Origin of the sequence: Roseococcus pinisoli, from assembly GCF_018413645.1 — a bacterium.
Classification (GTDB): Bacteria; Pseudomonadota; Alphaproteobacteria; order Acetobacterales; family Acetobacteraceae; genus Roseococcus; species Roseococcus pinisoli.
In genome coordinates, this window is record NZ_JAHCDA010000001.1 from 569,777 (window position 1) to 586,093 (window position 16,317).

At 71.0% G+C, this 16,317-nt stretch carries 17 protein-coding genes and 1 riboswitch; of the genes, 7 read left to right on the forward strand and 10 right to left on the reverse strand.

Going from position 1 to position 16,317, the window contains the following annotated elements:
* Window positions 1-64: 64 nt before the first annotated feature.
* On the reverse strand, window positions 65-739 hold the full coding sequence (locus tag KHU32_RS02700; protein WP_213668493.1) for an RraA family protein: 675 nt from the start codon (window positions 737-739) through the stop codon (window positions 65-67).
* Window positions 740-807: 68 nt separating this feature from the next.
* A complete protein-coding gene (locus KHU32_RS02705) occupies window positions 808-1,668 on the reverse strand; it encodes a diacylglycerol/lipid kinase family protein (RefSeq protein ID WP_213668494.1) in 861 nt (286 codons plus the stop codon).
* 196 nt (window positions 1,669-1,864) lie between these two features.
* On the opposite strand from KHU32_RS02705, the gene KHU32_RS02710 reads away from it, so the two are divergent.
* The 4 genes from KHU32_RS02710 to KHU32_RS02725 all read left to right on the forward strand — a co-directional run bounded on the left by KHU32_RS02710 (window position 1,865) and on the right by KHU32_RS02725 (window position 6,716).
* Window positions 1,865-2,674: a UDP-2,3-diacylglucosamine diphosphatase gene (locus tag KHU32_RS02710; protein WP_249680513.1), complete on the forward strand. Its 810-nt coding sequence runs from the start codon at window positions 1,865-1,867 to the stop codon at window positions 2,672-2,674.
* A complete protein-coding gene (locus KHU32_RS02715; protein WP_213668495.1) occupies window positions 2,674-3,672 on the forward strand; it encodes a glycosyltransferase family 4 protein in 999 nt (332 codons plus the stop codon). The genes KHU32_RS02710 and KHU32_RS02715 overlap by 1 nt, the downstream gene beginning before the upstream one ends.
* 44 nt (window positions 3,673-3,716) lie before the next feature.
* Window positions 3,717-3,823, forward strand: a riboswitch (SAM-I-IV-variant riboswitch).
* Between the two features lie 85 nt (window positions 3,824-3,908).
* Window positions 3,909-4,829, forward strand: a complete 921-nt coding sequence (locus tag KHU32_RS02720) for a homoserine O-succinyltransferase (RefSeq protein ID WP_213668496.1) — start codon at window positions 3,909-3,911, stop codon at window positions 4,827-4,829.
* 84 nt (window positions 4,830-4,913) lie between these two features.
* On the forward strand, window positions 4,914-6,716 hold the full coding sequence (locus tag KHU32_RS02725) for a chloride channel protein (RefSeq protein ID WP_347265498.1): 1,803 nt from the start codon (window positions 4,914-4,916) through the stop codon (window positions 6,714-6,716).
* 18 nt (window positions 6,717-6,734) lie between these two features.
* On the opposite strand, the gene KHU32_RS02730 is transcribed toward KHU32_RS02725, so the two are convergent.
* Window positions 6,735-7,310, reverse strand: a complete 576-nt coding sequence (locus tag KHU32_RS02730; protein WP_213668497.1) for a TetR/AcrR family transcriptional regulator — start codon at window positions 7,308-7,310, stop codon at window positions 6,735-6,737.
* Window positions 7,311-7,461: 151 nt separating this feature from the next.
* Here KHU32_RS02730 and KHU32_RS02735 point away from each other — a divergent pair, with 151 nt between their 5' ends.
* Both KHU32_RS02735 and KHU32_RS02740 read left to right on the forward strand, forming a co-directional pair.
* Window positions 7,462-8,241, forward strand: coding sequence for an SDR family oxidoreductase (locus KHU32_RS02735; protein WP_213668498.1), 780 nt, complete (start codon window positions 7,462-7,464; stop codon window positions 8,239-8,241).
* A gap of 4 nt (window positions 8,242-8,245) precedes the next feature.
* Window positions 8,246-9,658, forward strand: coding sequence for an MATE family efflux transporter (locus KHU32_RS02740; RefSeq protein WP_213668499.1), 1,413 nt, complete (start codon window positions 8,246-8,248; stop codon window positions 9,656-9,658).
* A 15-nt stretch (window positions 9,659-9,673) separates the two neighbouring features.
* Here the strand turns inward: KHU32_RS02740 and KHU32_RS02745 are convergent, their stop codons facing one another.
* Genes KHU32_RS02745 through KHU32_RS22970 form a run of 4 tightly spaced genes read right to left on the reverse strand, consistent with a single transcriptional unit; the run spans window position 9,674 to window position 11,898 of the window.
* A complete protein-coding gene (locus KHU32_RS02745) occupies window positions 9,674-10,222 on the reverse strand; it encodes a DNA-3-methyladenine glycosylase I (RefSeq protein ID WP_213668500.1) in 549 nt (182 codons plus the stop codon).
* Window positions 10,219-10,896, reverse strand: coding sequence for a Rossmann-fold NAD(P)-binding domain-containing protein (locus tag KHU32_RS02750; protein ID WP_213668501.1), 678 nt, complete (start codon window positions 10,894-10,896; stop codon window positions 10,219-10,221). Before KHU32_RS02750 ends, KHU32_RS02745 begins: the two co-directional genes overlap by 4 nt.
* Complete coding sequence (locus KHU32_RS02755) at window positions 10,893-11,318, reverse strand: SufE family protein (protein ID WP_213668502.1); 426 nt, start codon at window positions 11,316-11,318, stop codon at window positions 10,893-10,895. Before KHU32_RS02755 ends, KHU32_RS02750 begins: the two co-directional genes overlap by 4 nt.
* Before the next feature lie 7 nt (window positions 11,319-11,325).
* Window positions 11,326-11,898, reverse strand: coding sequence for a CarD family transcriptional regulator (locus tag KHU32_RS22970; RefSeq protein ID WP_249680514.1), 573 nt, complete (start codon window positions 11,896-11,898; stop codon window positions 11,326-11,328).
* A 130-nt stretch (window positions 11,899-12,028) separates the two neighbouring features.
* Here KHU32_RS22970 and KHU32_RS22975 point away from each other — a divergent pair, with 130 nt between their 5' ends.
* On the forward strand, window positions 12,029-12,604 hold the full coding sequence (locus tag KHU32_RS22975; protein ID WP_249680515.1) for a hypothetical protein: 576 nt from the start codon (window positions 12,029-12,031) through the stop codon (window positions 12,602-12,604).
* A 75-nt stretch (window positions 12,605-12,679) separates the two neighbouring features.
* Here the strand turns inward: KHU32_RS22975 and fdxA are convergent, their stop codons facing one another.
* From fdxA to KHU32_RS23255, 3 genes are all read right to left on the reverse strand, one after another.
* Window positions 12,680-13,012, reverse strand: coding sequence for a ferredoxin FdxA (gene fdxA / locus KHU32_RS02765; protein WP_213668504.1), 333 nt, complete (start codon window positions 13,010-13,012; stop codon window positions 12,680-12,682).
* 73 nt (window positions 13,013-13,085) lie between these two features.
* Window positions 13,086-13,367, reverse strand: coding sequence for an RNA-binding S4 domain-containing protein (locus tag KHU32_RS02770; RefSeq protein ID WP_213668505.1), 282 nt, complete (start codon window positions 13,365-13,367; stop codon window positions 13,086-13,088).
* Window positions 13,368-13,370: 3 nt separating this feature from the next.
* Entirely contained in the window at window positions 13,371-16,301 is a 2,931-nt protein-coding gene (locus KHU32_RS23255) for a helicase-related protein (protein WP_213668506.1), read from the reverse strand.
* Window positions 16,302-16,317 lie beyond the last annotated feature (16 nt).

The following is a 16,317-nucleotide window of genomic DNA, read 5'->3' on the forward strand; positions in this document are numbered from 1 at the left end:
CCCGCGCCCCGGTCCGGAAGGGCCCCGCGCGAACCTCGCGCGGGGCCTTTTTGCTGCCGGCGCCTCAGGCGCCCTCGCAGCCCTTCTCCCGCAGGCTCTGCAGCACCCAGTCGCGCGGCCAGGTGCCGGCCTGGATCTCCTTCTCGGCCTGGATCTCCTTGGCCTGGTGCTTCTCGGCATCGGCGATGACGCGCTCGGCATCGGCCAGCGGCACGACCACCACGCCGTCCTCGTCGCAGCAGATGAGGTCGCCCGGCATCACCACCTGCCCGCCGCAGGAGACCGCATAGCCGATCTCGCCCGGGCCGTCCTTGAAGGGGCCGGCGGGCGTATGGCCGCGCGCCCAGACGCCCAGGTCCATCTTCGCCAGCTGCGGGATGTCGCGCACTGCACCGTCCACGATCACGCCGCCGAGCTTCCGCTTGGTCGCGTGGCCGAGCATGAGGTCGCCCATCAGCCCGACCGTCAGGTCGCCATTGCCGTCGGCGATGATGACGTCGCCGGGCTCCGCCATGTCCACCGCCCGGTGCAGCATCAGGTTGTCGCCCGAACGCGCCTTCACGGTGAAGGCCGGGCCGCAGAGCCGCTTCTTGCCGCCGAAGGAATGGAAGGTGCCGGACAGCGCCTGCAGGCGGTTCATCACGTCGCCGATATTCGCGACGGGAAGCTTGGCGGCGCGGGCGACGAGCGAGGGATCCACCCGGTTGCTGATGGGGCGGATGCGGAAGCCGACAGTCATGAGAATCCTCCAGGAATCGGCCGCATGGCACCACGGCGACGGCGGTCGGGGAAGACCCGCGGCCTGCCTTACCCCAGCCGGACCCGCAGCGGGTGCGACGCTTCCTCGATCCGCAGCGGTAGGGCCGGCCCGCGGTCGCCGTCGCATTGCGTCAGCACGCCCTGCCCCTCGATCTCGACCGCGGCGCAACGGCGCAGCTCGATGAAGGGAAGCCGGTGCAGCGCGTTCAGCGGCAGCGCGGCGCCGGCCAGCAGCGCCCGCCCGATGCCCACGCGCCGCTGCACCACCAGTGTGAAGCCCGGCTCCAGCGGGGAGGCGCCGGGCGCGACCAGGTGCCGCCCCGCATAGAGCCGTCCCTTGGTGACGATGAGGCCCGAGGCCTCCTCCCAGGCGCCGCCATCGGCCGAGAAGCGCAGCGGCGGGAAGCGATGCCGTGCCAGCTCGCGCAGCGTCTGCCAGACATAGGCCCCTTTCCCCAGCGCGCGCTTCAGCCCGGGCGGCACCGCCTGCACCACCGCGGCGTCGAGACCCGCGCCCAGCATCTGCACGAAGAGCCGCTCGCCGCCCGCATGCCACGCGATCCCCGGCCTCAGCATCGCCTCGCGTCCCGCCTTGATCACCTCGGCCGCGCCCTCTGCGGTCAGCGGCAGGCCGAGCTCCAAGGCCAGAACGTTCGCCGTGCCGAAGGGCAGGATGCCGAGCGCCGCGCCGCTGCCCTGCAGACCCGCTGCGACCTCGGCGATCGTGCCGTCGCCGCCTGCCGCCACGACGCAATCATGCCCCTCGCGTGCCGCCCTTTCGGACAGGCGGCGCGCATCGCCCGGGCCGGCGGTCTCCGCCAGCACCGCGCCCTCGCCCAGCACCGCCATCGCCCGGGCGAGCCGCCGTCGCCGGCGCGATCCGGCCGCGGGATTGAAGATGACGAGCATGAGGCCGATCGACGTCCCGGAGAGGCGCGCGCAAGCCACCATTCCTACACCGGAAGCATGACGTCCCGGAGATGATTCCATGACGTCGCCGCGTCCTCGGAGGAGGCATGCGGCGCCTGCGGAGGTCATCGAAGATTCACGTGCAAAGGCCATTTCCAGACCTCATTCCGGGGGCGTTCACGGATGGAGCTGAGGGATGGCGCCACGCGACATCGTCGGATCGGAAAGCGGCAGGATGCGGGTGCGCAGCGTCTTCGTCTCCGATATCCATCTCGGCACGCGCGGCGCACGCTCCGACATGCTGCTCGACTTCCTCGGGCGCGTGGAATGCGATCACCTCTACCTCGTCGGCGACGTGATCGACGGCTGGCGCCTCCGCAAGTCCTGGTACTGGCACGACGAATTCGACCAGGTGATCCGCAGCGTGCTCGATCTCGCGCAGAGCGGCACCAAGGTCACCTACATTCCCGGCAACCATGACGAGATGTTCCGCGAATGGCTCGGCCTCGAGATCGCGGGCGTGAAGCTGATGCGCGAGGCGGTGCATCATGGTGCCGACGGCCGCCGCTTCCTGGTCATCCACGGCGACGAGTTCGACGGCGTCATCCGCTACGCCAAGTTCCTCGCCTATCTCGGCGACTGGGCCTACGACACGGCGCTGGTGCTGAACCGCTGGTTCAACCTGGCGCGCCGGAAGTTCGGCTATCCCTACTGGTCGCTGTCGCAATGGCTGAAGCGCCAGGTGAAGGAGGCCGTGAAGGCCATCGATCGCTTCGAGGTGGCGCTGGCCGGCGAGGCCCGGCGCCGCGGGCTGGACGGCGTGATCTGCGGCCATATCCACCATGCCGAGATGCGCGTCGTGAACGGCGTGATGTACATGAACGACGGCGACTGGGTGGAGAGCTGCACCGCCCTCGTCGAGCATGACGACGGCCGCTTCGAGCTGCTGGACTGGGCCGCGCTGCAGCGCGCGCCGCAACGGCTGCGCGAGGTCATGCCCGCCTGATGCACCTCACCATCGTCTCCGATGCGTGGCGGCCGCAGGTGAACGGCGTGGTGCGCACGCTCGAGCGCGTCGCGAGCGAGCTCGAGGCCTGCGGCGACGAGGTCCAGGTCATCGGGCCGGAGCGGTTCCGCGGCTTCGCCCTGCCCGGCTATCGCGACATCCGCCTCGCCTTCCGGCCGCGCGCGGCGCTGCGCCGGATGTTCGACGCGGCGCGCCCCGACGCGCTGCACATCGCGACCGAGGGGCCGCTGGGCCTCGCCACCCGGGCCATCTGCCATGAGCGCGGCTGGCGCTTCACCACCAGCTTCCACACCCGCTTCGCCGAATACATCTCGGCGCGCACCGGCCTGCCGCCGGGCTTCACCTGGGCGCTGCTGCGCCGCTTCCACAATGCCGGCGTCGGCACCTTCGCCGCGACGCAGACCCTGCAGGAGGAGCTGGCGCGGCGCGGCTTCCGCCATGTGCTGCCCTGGACGCGCGGCGTGGACCTTGCGCTCTTCCAGGACGGCGCGCGCGACGCCTGGGCGGGCCTGCCCGGCCCCATCTTCCTCTATGTCGGCCGGGTCGCCGTCGAGAAGAACATCGCCGCCTTCCTGGAGCTGGACCTGCCGGGGACGAAGGTCGTCGTCGGCGACGGGCCGCAGCGCGCGGCCCTGCAATCGCGCTATCCGGCGGTCCACTTCGCCGGTTGGCGGCATGGCGAGGAGCTGGCCCAGGCCTATCGCGGCGCCGATGTGATGGTCTTCCCTTCGCGTACCGACACCTTCGGCCTCGTGCTGCTGGAGGCCATGGCCTGCGGCACGCCCGTCGCGGCCTATCCCGTCATGGGCCCGCGCGACGTGGTGGGGCCGGGCGGCGTGCTGGACGAGAACCTGCAGCGGGCCAGCCTGGCCGCCCTGGAGGTACCGCGCCCGCAGGCGCGGGCCCAGGCCGAGCGCTTCTCCTGGCCCGCCTGCGCGGCGACCTTCCGCGACCAGCTGGTCACCCTGCAGGCCTGAGCCGCGACACCTGTTGCCAAGCGCCGCGGCGCCGATTACGGATGGCGCCACATCAGGAGTTGGGCCGACGCCCAACGCCAACCTGCCTCCCGGGCAAGGTGGCGCTCCCGCAAGGGAGGATGTGGCCGAACCGGCAACCAAACGGGTCCCAGCCACAGCGTCAGCTCCTCTCCCGTGACACGGAGGGCTCGCATGGCTTCATGGTTTCCGGCCGACCGGCCGAAGGCATCCTGTCGATGCCGATAAGAATCCCGAACGACCTTCCCGCCCGCGCGACGCTCGAGGCCGAGGGCGTCATGCTCATGGGCGAGGCCGAGGCGCGGCGCCAGGACATCCGGCCCCTGCGGATCGCCTTGCTCAACCTGATGCCGGACAAGATCAGGACCGAGACGCAGTTCGCCCGGCTACTCGGCGCCACGCCGCTGCAGGTCGAGCTCACGCTCGTGAAGATCACCAACCACGTCGCGCGCAACACGCCGGGCGAGCACATCCTCTCCTTCTACCGCGACTGGGAGGACATCCGCGCCGAGCGCTTCGACGGCTTCATCGTCACCGGGGCGCCGGTCGAGACGCTGCCCTTCGAGCAGGTGACCTACTGGGACGAGCTGCGCCGCATCTTCGACTGGACGCAGACCCATGTGCACGGGCTCTTCAACGTCTGCTGGGGCGCGCAGGCGGCCGTCCACCACTTCCACGGCATGCCCAAATACGCCCTGGCGGAGAAGGCCTTCGGCGTGCACCAGCACCGGAACCTGGCGCCGGCCTCGCCCTATCTGCGCGGCTTCTCGGACGACTTCGCCATCCCCGTCTCGCGCTGGACCGAAGTGCGGCGACAGGACATCCCGGCAGGCGGCGGCCTGCGCGTGCTGATGGAATCCGACCAGGCCGGCCTCTGCCTGCTGGAGGATCCGGCGCATCGCGCGCTGCACATGTTCAACCACATCGAATACGACTCGAGCTCGCTCAGCGAGGAGTATTTCCGCGACGTCTCCGCCGGAAAGCCGATCGCGCCGCCGCACAACTACTTCCCCGACGACGATCCCCGGCGGCCGCCGCTGAACCACTGGCGGAGCCACGCGCACCTGCTCTTCGGCAACTGGATCAACCAGCTCTACCAGACGACGCCCTTCGACATCGGCGAGATCGGCAGCCGCTGAAAACACCGCGGCCCGGCGCGGAGGTGCCGCCGAATTGCCCGATTGCGGGTTCTAGGATGGCCTGACCAGACTGGTTTCCTGCCCGTGACGCCACCGCCTTCGGCTGCCGGCCAGCCGCTCGATCCGAATCTCCTCGCCGAGGCGGCCGCGCCGCCCTCGGATCGGATCGCCGCGTTCCGCGCCTGGCTCCGCGGCGGCGAGACGGGGCTGGTCTTCCTCGCCGTGCTGACCGGCATCGCCGCCGGGCTGCTCGCCACCGCGATGAGCGCGGCGGCGCGCGGGCTGCACATCCTGCTCTTCGGCGAGGGCGTGGCGCATGGCGTGAGCCTCGCGCATGGGGTGGAGTGGTGGCAGCTCCTCTTCATCCCCACGATCGGCGGCGCGGTGCTGGGCCTCGTGAACATCGGCATCGCGCGCTGGCGGCCGCGCCAACCGGTGGACCCCATCGAGGCCAATGCGCTGCACGGCGGCCGCATGTCCCTCTGGGACGGCGCCGTGGTGGCCGTGCAGAACATCATCTCCAACGGCTTCGGCGCTTCGGTGGGGCTGGAGGCGGGCTATACGCAGGTGGGCGGGGGCGTCGCCTCGCGGCTGGGGCGCAAGCTCGGGCTGCGGCGCGGCGATCTGCGCGTGCTGGTGGGCTGCGGCGCGGCCGGCGCCATCGCCGCCGCCTTCGACGCGCCGCTGACCGGCGCCTTCTACGCCTTCGAGCTGGTGATCGGCACCTATGCCATCGCCTCGCTGGCGCCGGTGGTGGCCTCGGCCGTCATGTCCATCCTGACGACGCGGCTGCTGAGTGGGCAGACCTATCTGGTACAGCCGGGCGGCGTGCCCTCGCCCGCCTGGGACGGCTACCTGCTGGCGCTGGCGCTGGGCGCGCTCTGCGCCTTCGCGGCCATCGCGCTGATGGTGGGCGTGAGCCGGCTGGAGAACCTGTTCAAGCGCGTGCCCTGGGTGCCGCTGCGGCCGGCCATCGGCGGGTTGGGCGTGGGCGCGCTGGCGCTGATCACGCCGGGCGCGCTCTCGGCCGGGCATGGCGCGCTGCATTTCGCCTTCAGCACCGAAACGTCGCTGAAGGCCGTGGTGGTGCTGCTGGTGGTGAAGGCGGCAGCCTCCGCGCTCTCGCTGGGCGCGGGCTTCCGCGGCGGCCTGTTCTTTGCCTCGCTGCTGATGGGCGCGCTGCTGGGCAAGGTCTTCGTGGCGCTGCTGCCGCTGGTGGGCCTGCACACGGTGGACCCGCTCTTCCTGGCCGTGGTGGGGATGAGCGCCTTTGGCACGGCGGTCATCGGCGCGCCGCTGGCCATGACCTTCCTCGCGCTCGAGAGCACCGGCAACTTCGCCGTGGCGGGCGCGGTGCTGACGGCGGTCGCGGTTTCCGGCCTCGTGACGCGGCGCACCTTCGGCTACTCCTTCGCCACCTGGCGCTTCCACCTGCGCGGCGAGACGATCCGCTCGGCGCATGACGTGGGCTGGCTGCGTGACCTGACCGTCGGCAAGCTGATGCGGCGGGACGTGCGGACGGTGCGCTCCGACACCAGCCTCGCCTCCTTCCGGCGCGACTTCCCGCTGGGCTCGACGGAGCGCGTGATCGCGCTGGACGAGGCCGGGCGCTACGCCGGCGTGGTGATGGTGGTGGAGGCGCATGCGATCGAGGCCACCGCCGAGACCATCACGCCCCTGGTGAAGCTGGAGGACGTGGCGCTGCTGCCGGCGATGAACGCGAAGGAGGCCATGGCGGTCTTCGACAGCGTGGAGGTCGAGGCTCTGGCGGTGCTGGACGGCGCCGAGAGCCGCAAGGTCATCGGCTCGCTGACCGCGGCCCATGTGCTGCGCCGCTACGGCGAGGAGATCGACAAGCGCCGGCAGGAGGAGGTCGGGCTCAGCTAAGGCCGCCCCCCGCCATCCTCAGCCCGCTGGCTTCCCCATCAGGCCCAGCGCCGTCTCCAGCCCGCCGGCCAGGATGCGGTCCGAGAGCTCGCGGTCCGTCACCGCCCGCGCGAGCTGCAGCGTGCCCGCCATGAGCCCGAAGATCGCCAGGGCGCGCCGCTCGCGCTCCTCCGGCGTCCCTTCCCCGCCCATTCCCGCGGTGATGCGCTCGACGGTACGGCCCAGCGAGGCCGTCAGGCCCGCACGCGTCGCTTCCGGTTGACGGGCGAGCTCGCCCACCAGCGCTGCGACCGCGCAGCCCTGGCCCGGGCTGTCCCGATGGGTGGGGCTGAGATAGCCGCGGATCCACTCCTCGGCCGTGAAGGGCGCCTCCTCGTAGCGCCGGGCCGTCTGGCCAAGCGCGTGTTCCAGCGCCTCGCGGACCAGGTGATCCTTCGAGTCGAAATGGTTGTAGAAGGCGCCGTTGGTCAGCCCCGCCTCGGCCATGAGGCCGGCGATGCCCGCCGAGGCCACGCCCTCCTCCCGGAACTTCCTGGCCGCCACCTCGACGATGTGCTGCCGCGTCCCGTCCTTGTGACCCTTGCCGTACCGCATCGCGCCCCTCGCATGACATCGCGTTTAGCTGAGCGTTTATCTGGTGCGACGCCCATTGAATTACGATCGTCAGCTCTAATTACGGTCGTAATCTAATAACCAGCCCCGGCACTTCAAGCGCCAGGGCTTCGGCGGACAAAGGACCATCTCCATGCGCCTCGCAACCAGGACGGCCTTCATCACGGGCGGCAGCAGCGGCATCGGCCTCGCCACCGCGCGCCTTTTCGTGAGCGAGGGCGCGCAGGTCGTCATCACCGGGCGCAACCCCAAGGCGCTCGAGGCCGCCCAGCGCGAGCTCGGCGAACAGGCCCTGGCCGTGCAGGCCGACAGTACCGACGCCGCCGCGCTGGAGGCCGCCGTCGCCGCTGGCATCGCGCGCTTCGGCAAGCTCGACATCGTCTTCGCCAATGCGGGCATCGGCGGCGCCACCCCGCTCGGCGAGACCGGTGCCGAGGCCTTCTCGCACATGGTGCGCAACAACCTGGACGGCAGCTTCCTGACCGTGCAGGCCGCGCTGCCGCATCTGGGCCAGGGCGCTTCCGTGATCCTCAACGGATCAGTCCACGCGGTGCTGGGCGTGCCCGGCTGGTCGGCCTATGCGGCGGCCAAGGCCGGGCTGCGCGCCATGTCCCGCGTGCTGGCCGCCGAGCTGGCGCCGCGCGGCATCCGGGTGAACCTGGTGGTGCCGGGCGGCACGCGCACGCCGATCTGGTCCTACGCCGCGCCGACCGAGGCGGCCATGGACGCGGTGGATGCGCAGATCTCCCGCGCCATCCCGCTCGGCAAGATGGGCGCGGCGGAGGATATCGCGAAGGCCGTGCTCTACCTCGCCTCCGAGGATGCGCGCCACGTGACGGCGGCCGAGATCGTGGTGGATGGTGGCCATACGGGCGCCCCCGCCGGTGCGCCCATCTACCGCGCCGCGGCCTGACGCCATGAGCGAGGCCGCCCTCTCCGTCACCCCCGCCTCCGTCACCCCGGCGGTAGGGCGGCCACCGCTGGACCAGAAGGCCCGGGCGCGCGCCGCCCTGCTGGACGGCCCCATCCTCGCGACCCTGCTGCGCCTCGCGCTGCCGACCGTCTCCGTGCTCATCGCGCAGACGGCGGTGAACGTGGCGGAGGGGTATTATGTCGGCCTACTCGGCACGGATGCGCTGGCGGGCGTGACGCTCGTCTTCCCGGTCTACATGCTCATGATGATGATGTCGGGCGGCGGGCTCGGCAGCGGCGTGGCCTCCTCCGTCGCGCGCGCCGTCGGGGCGGGCCGGCAGCGCGATGCGGATGCGCTGGTGCTGCATGCCATCGTGCTGGCCATCATCGTCGGCGGGCTCTTCACCTGGGCGACCATCCAGGGCGGCCCCTGGCTCTACCACCTGCTCGGCGGACGCGGCGAGGCACTGGAGGCCGCGCTGGTCTATTCGAACTGGATCTTCGCGGGTTCCATCGCGATCTGGATCGTGAACCTGCTCGCCGCCGCGCTGCGCGGCGCGGGCAATGTGAAGGTGCCGGCGCTGGTCACGCTGTTCGGCGCACTGGTGATGATCCCGGCCTCCCCGGCGCTGATCTTCGGCTTCGGCCCCATTCCGCATCTGGGCATCGCCGGCGCGGGCCTCGCCTTCGCGCTGTACTTCGGCGGCGCCGCGCTCGCGCTGCTCTGGTACATGTCCTCGCGCCGCGGCAGCCTGACGCTGCGCTGGGCGCGGCTGGAATGGCGGCTCTTCGCCGATATCCTGAAGGTGGGCCTGCCGACGGCCGTCAGCACCGTGCTGACCAACCTGACCGTGATCCTCGTGACGGGGGCGATGGGCCTCTTCGGCACGCAGGCGTTGGCGGGCTACGGCGTCGCCTCGCGGCTCGACTACCTGCTGATCCCGGTGCTCTTCGGCCTGTCCTCGGCTGTGCTGACCATGGTGGGCGTGAATATCGGCGCCGGCCGGCGCGCCCGCGCGCGCGAGGCGGCCTGGACGGGCGCGCTCGTGGGGGCCGCCTTCACCGGCGTGGTGGGCCTCGTGGTGGCCTTCCGGCCCGAGCTCTGGACGCACCTCTTCACCCAGGATCCGGAGGTGCTGGCGCCGGCGGCGCTCTATCTTGGCATCGTGGCGCCGGCCTATGGGCTCTTCGGCCTGGGCTTCGTGCTGTCCTTCGCGGGCCAGGGGGCGGGGCACATGTTCTGGCCGCTCCTCGGCGTCGCAGGCCGGCTCGTGATCGCGGCCGGGCTCGGCTGGGTGGCGGTCAGCTTCCTCGGCGCCGGCATCGCGACCTTGGCGGCGATCGTGGCGCTGTCCTTCGTGGCCTATGCGGCGATGTGCTGCATGGTGATGCTCTCGAGGGCGACCTGGGGGCGATAGGCCTCCCTCGCCCCATCAGCGCCGGAAGCAGCTGGCCCCGTGGTCGTTCACCATGCCGGCCGCCTGCATCCAGGAATAGGCGATGACCGGGCCCACGAACTTGAAGCCCCGCTTCTTGAGCGCCTTGGACATGGCCTCGGAGAGCGGGGTGCTGGCCGGCACCGTGACGCCATCGCCCTTGAGCGGCGCCCCGCCCACCATCGACCACGCGAAGTCGGCAAAATCCTCGCCCGCGGCCTGCATGGCGAGGTAGGCGCGCGCATTGCCGATGGTCGCCTCGATCTTGGCACGCGCGCGGATGATGCCCGCATCGCCCATCAACCGCTCGACATCCGCGGGGCCGAAGGCGGCGACCTTCTCCGGATCGAAGCCGGCGAAGGCGCGGCGATAGCCCTCGCGCTTACGCAGCACAGTGATCCAGGCGAGGCCGGCCTGCGCGCCCTCCAGGTTCAGCAGCTCCCAGAGCGCGCGGGAATCCCGCACGGGGACACCCCATTCGGCGTCGTGGTAGTCGCGCAGCAACGGGTCGGACTCGCACCAGCGGCAGCGTTGCCGGCCGGTCACGCCGGGGCGCCCCTCGCGGCGGCATCGATATCGGCCGTCTCCAGGATCGGCTTCGGAAAGCCCCGCCGCGCGACATTCAGCATGGCCTGGCCGATCACCTCGGTCGTCAGCACCGACCGGGGCAGCAGCAGGCGCGCCAGGCCGAGGAAGGGGCCGAGCAGCAGGTAGGTGGCCTGGATCCAGCGGACCTTCGGCTGCGCCCCGTGCAGCGGCTGGATGATCCCCGGGCGGAAGAAGAAGACGGCCTTGAAGGGCAGGTGCCGCAGCGCGTTCTCGGTCGCGCCCTTCACGCGCGCCCACATGATGCGGCCCTGCTCCGTGCTGTCGGTGCCCGAGCCGGTGACATAGACGAAGGTCATGCCCGGATTGAGCGGCGCCAGTGCCCGCGCGGCCGCGAGCGTCAGGTCATGGGTCACGCGGCGGTATTCGGGCTCCGCCATGCCGACCGAGGAGATGCCGAGGCAGAAGAAGCAGGCGTCGAAGCCCGTCAGCTCCGCCTCGAGGCCGGCATAGTCGTCGAGATTGGGTCGCACGATCTCGCGCAGCTTCGGATGCGCCGTTCCCGTCGCGCGCCGACCGAGGGAGACCACCTCCGTCACATCCGGCGCCAGCAGGCATTCGCGCAGCACGCCCTGGCCGACCATGCCCGTGGCGCCGAAGAGGAGGACCCTCAACCGCGTGCCGCCGCCTGGACGCGCGCCAGCACCGCCGCCACGCCGTTGCGGCGGGACAGCGAGATATGCTCGCCGAGGCCGAGGCGCTGCAGGAAGTTCGGATCGACCTCCCGGATCTCGCCCGCCGTGCGGCCGTTGAAGACGCGCAGCACCAGCGCCATCAGCCCCTGGACGATGGCGGCGTCGCTGTTGATGCGGAAGAAGAGCTGGTCGCCCTCGCGGCGGGGGATGAACCACACGCGCGACTGGCAGCCGGGCACGAGGTTCGCCTCCACCTTCTCCGCCTCGGTGAGGACCGGGAGCTCCCGGCCCATCTCCATGAGGTAGCGGTAGCGATCCTCCCAATCGTCGAAAAGGGCGAAGCCCTCCTCGAGATCGGTGATCACCTCCTCGATGCCGGAGACGGGGGCTTCGACGGACATGGTCGCCTCAGCTGGCCTTGGCGAAGGCGACGAGACGGTCGCTCGCCGTCAGCTTGTCGATCTTCTCGATGGCCGCGTATTCGGCGGCCAGACGCTCCAGCGCCTGCTCGTAGATCTGGCGCTCGCTGAAGGACTGGTCGGGCTGGCCGGCATTGCGCTGCAGGTCGCGCACGACCTCGGCGATCTGGATGGGATCGCCGCTGTTGATCTTCGCCTCGTATTCCTGCGCGCGGCGCGACCACATGGTGCGCTTGATGCGCGCGCGGCCCTTGAGCGTGTCGATCGCCGCGTCGAACTCCTTCTGCGTGAAGAGCTTCCGCAGGCCGGCCGTGGGCACCTTGTTGACGGGCACGCGCAGCGTCATGCGGTTCTCGTCGAAGGTGACGACGATCATCTGCAGTTCCATGCCCGCAGCCTCGATCGTCTCGATGCCCTGCACGGTGCCGACGCCATGGGTCGGGTACACGACATGGTCGCCCGCCTTCAGCTCGATCTTGGCGGCGGGCGGACGCGGCGTGGGGGCCTGACCCTCGGCGAAGCCGGGGCGGCCAGGACTACGAACGGCGAAAGATGGCGGCATATTGGGCCTTCCCACAGGCGGACGGGGTGACATGGGGTTGTTTCCGCGCACCGGCATGTTGGGCGGCGCGGCGACGATGATGGTGGGGCGCGGGGAGGCCGGCGCGGCAGCGGCGGGAGCTTCCGCCGGCTTGCTGGCCGGAGCCTTCGGAGGGGACTTGTCGGCCAGGGGGGCCTTGTTGCTGGTCACTGGACTTGTTGCTGCCTTCGTCAGAGGGGCTTCGGGTCTGGCGGCCGCCGGGACCGCCGCGGGAGGCTTCGGAACTGGCTTCGCGGCCGCCTTCGGGGCGGGGGTAGGGACGGGCTTCGGCACTGGCTTTGCCGCCTTGGAGGGCGCCGCAGGAGGCTTGGTGGCCGGGCGGGCCGCCGGCTTGGAGGCTGCCTTGGCGGCGACCGGGGCGGCCTTTTTCGCGACCGCCTTGGCGGCAGGCTTGGCGACGGCGGCCTTCGGAGACTTGGCGGGCGATGCCTTCGCGGCCGGTCGCGGCGGCGCCTTCGCCGTCTTGGCGGGCTGGGCCTTGGCGGCTGGTTTCTTGGCGGGAGGCGAGGGCTTGCTGACGCGCGCGGACGAGGTTCCGCTCCGAGGCGACGTGGCCATTTGCGACGAGACTCCTGCAACCCAGAGAGGAGGGAGCCGAACGCGCCTCATCCCCTCGAACCCCTTGCTCAGAGGTCGCGGAGATTGCGCTTCCGTCGTCATCATATAGCACAAAAAAGGCCCCGAGTCACGCATGGAGAGGCATCCCGCCCCATGGGCAGGCTCCCCTCCGGCGAGACGGGCTTCAGGGCGTCCCCGGCTCCGGGCTCAGCAGCGCGGCCTTGTCGGGCTTGTCCTTCCACTCCTCGGCGTCGGCCGGGGGCTCGCCCTTGCGGGTGATGTTCGGCCAGGATTGCGCGTAGTTGCGGTTGATCTCGAGCCAGGCCGTCGCCTTGTCGTCGCTGTCCGGCAGGATCGCCTCGGCGGGGCATTCGGGCTCGCAGACGCCGCAATCGATGCACTCGTCCGGGTGGATCACCAGAAAGTTCTCGCCGACGTAGAAGCAGTCGACCGGGCACACCTCCACACAATCCATGAACTTGCACTTGATGCAGTTTTCGGTGACGACATAGGTCACGAAGGCGGCTCCTGAATCTTCGCAGTCGCGGTAGAAATGACGTGCTGTCACCGCGTTGACAAGCGCCGGTCGGTCATGACTGACCCTCCCGGATCTCCTCATAGAGTTGGCGGGCCTCGGCGGGCGGCCCGCGGCGTTCGCCGAGGGCCAGGACCCGCCAGACGCGGACCTCGCCACCCCAGGCGAAGGTCAGGATATCTCCGACCCTGATCCGCGCATGGGCCTTGGTGACGGGCTGGCGATTGAGGCGGAAACCGCCCGCCTCCACCAGCGCGCCCGACAGGGACTTGGACTTGGCAACCCTGGCGTGCCACAGCCAGGCATCGAGGCGCAGGAATTCTCCCCCCGCCTCCATCCGTTACTTCAGCTTGAGCTTCATCAGCGCGGCGAAGGGGCTGTCCTCGGCGCTGGTCGCAGGGCGGTCCTCGTGGAAGGTCCGGGTCTCGGGGCCGCCCGAACGATCACGGTCGCGATCGCGCGGCGGGCCGTTGCGCCGGTCGTCGCGGCGCGGGCCGCCCTTGCCGGCGAACTGGCCACGGTTGCCGTCGCGGCGCTGGCCGCCGTCGTTACGGCCGCCTTCGCTGCGCCCACCCTCGTTGCGCCCGCCCTCATTGCGGTTACCGCCCTCGGGACGAGGTGCCTCGGTCGCAGCGCCCTCGGGGCGGGGACCGCGCGGCGCGCCCTGGCCGTCGCGCGGGCCGCGATTGCGGTCGCGGCGCGGGCCTTCGTGACGGCGCGGCGCCTCGGCACCCTCGGCCGGCGCCTCGCCCTCCGCGGCGGGGGCCTGGCCCTGAGCCGCACGGCGGGGGTTCGGCCCACGGCCGCGATTGGGGTGGTTCTGGTTCTGGCGGCGCGGCGGCGCGGCCGGGCGCGCCCAGGCCACCATCGTCGGCAGCACGGGGCCGTGCATGTCCTCGGGCAGCGGCTCGGAGGCGATGAGGCGGAAGCCCAGCGCGGCCAGCACCGGCTCCAACGCCTCGCCCTTGATGCCGAAGCGGCCCAGGATCTCCGGCGGCAGTGCGGCGGGCGCGCGGCGGGTCAGGTAGCCGAGCTCGGCCGCCACCCGCTCAGCGACGTCCAGGCGAAGCAGCACGGGCCCCGCTGAGACCCAGCCCATGATGGGCGCAAAGCCCTCGGGCCAGGACAGCGCCATCACGCCATCGGCCGGGATGGAGACCAGGCCGGGCGCCGGCAGCGGCGGCGTCGGCAGGTCGTAGCTCAGCGCCCAGAGCTGCGCGCGCAGCGCCATGGGGCGGGGCTTCAGCGCCTCGGGCACGTAGAGCGCGAAGCGCCCCGCGCGGATGCCGATCGCCTTCAGCTTGGCCCGCAGCTCATGGCCCGTGTTGTTGCGCGTGTCGCCGGGCTTGAGGCCGAGCGTCTCGCGCAGCTGGAAGGCCGGGCCGCGCAGCGTGTTGTCCTCGGCGGCCTTGGCCTCGATCGCGGCGATGGCGGCGAGGTCCTTGGTGACGATGCCTTCGATCCAGCCGGCCAGCCGCGTCCGCACGCGCTCGCGCTGCGGGCTGTCCAGGAATTCGGAGGCGTTGATCTCGATGAGCGGCTTGCCCGGCTCGCTGCCCGTCTTCAGGCGCGCGATCTCGGCGCCCTCCCAGGTGATGCGGTGCTCGGGCGTCAGCGCCAGGCTCTCGGCCTTGGAGGTCTCGAGCGCGGCGAGGCGGCGGGGAATCTCCTGCGCCAGGGCCCGGCGCGCGGCACGGAGGATAAGCTTCTTCTCCTCCTCGCCGCCCTCGGTCGCCTCGGGATGGAACTCGAAGCCGACCACCTGGCCGACCTTATGGCCCTCGACCACCACCTCGCCCTGGCGCGTGACGGCGGAGAGGAGCTCGTCCTCCGTGTTGTCCAGGCTGCGGATCAGATGGGCGGCGCGGCGGTCCACGAAGCGGGCCGTCAGGCGCTCGTGCAGCGCGTCGGAGACGGCGTCCTCGGCGGCGCGGGCGGCTTCCTGCTGGACGGCGGCGTCACGCACCCAGTCGGCGCGGGCGGCGATATAGGCCCAGACGCGGATGGACGAGAGGCGCGACATCAGCGTGTCGAGGTCGCCCTCGGTGCTGGTGCAGGAGGCGATCTGCGAGGCGATCCAGTCGGAAGGCAGCACGCCGTCTTCGGCCAGATTGGTGAAGACTCGCGCGCAGAGGCGCGTGTGGGTGTCGTCGGCCAGCTTGCGGAAATCGGGGATCTGGCAGGCTTCCCACAGCAGCTCGACGCGGCTGCGGGAGGAGGCGAGCTTGCGGATGGCCTCTTCGCGGGCGAGCTGGCTGAGGGTGATGTGGTCGGTCGCGTCATTGCCCTTGGTCAGGCCGGGCTGCGGCGAGGGCGCGCCCAGGCTGTCGAGCAGGGCGTCGACGCTGGAGAAGTCGAGGTCGCTGTTGCGCCAGACGAGCGACTGCAGCGGCTCGAAATGATGCCCTTCGATCTTCGAGACCATGTCGTCGGACAAGGGCGGGCATTCGGCGGTGGTGCCGAAGGTGCCGTCGCGCATGCCACGGCCGGCGCGGCCGGCGATCTGCGCGGCTTCCTGCGCGGACAGGGCGCGGGGCGAATTGCCGTCGAACTTCTGCAGGCTCGCGAAGGCGACGTGGTCGACGTCCATGTTGAGGCCCATGCCGATGGCGTCGGTCGCCACGAGGAAGTCCACCTCGCGGTCCTGGTACATCTTCACCTGGGCATTTCGCGTGCGCGGGCTCAGGCGGCCCATCACGACCGCGCAGCCGCCGCGGCGGCGGCGGATGGCCTCGGCGATCGCGTAGACCTCCTGGGCGGAGAAGGCGACGACGGCGCTGCGGGCCGGCAGGCGCGTCAGCTTCACCGGGCCGGCATAGGTCAGCTTGGAGAGGCGGGGCCGCGTCTCGATCTCGACCTGCGGCACCAGGCGCTGCAGCAGCGGGCGGATGGTCTCGGCGCCCATGAACATCGTCTCGACCAGGCCGCGCGCATGCAGCAGCCGGTCGGTGAAGATGTGGCCGCGATCAGGGTCGGCGCAGAGCTGGATCTCGTCCACGGCCAGGAACTCGACCTTGCGGTCCAGCGGCATGGCCTCGACGGTGCAGGCGAACCATTTCGCCTCCGGCGGGATGATCTTCTCCTCGCCGGTGATGAGCGCGACATTCGCCTCGCCCTTTTGCGCGACCATGCGGTCGTAGTTCTCGCGCGCGAGCAGGCGCAGCGGGAATCCGATGATGCCGGACGAATGCGCGAGCATCCGCTCCATCGCGAGATGGGTTTTTCCGGTGTTGGTCGGGCCAAGAATGGCCTTCACGCGAGCGTCGAACATGACCGTATTCCAGCAA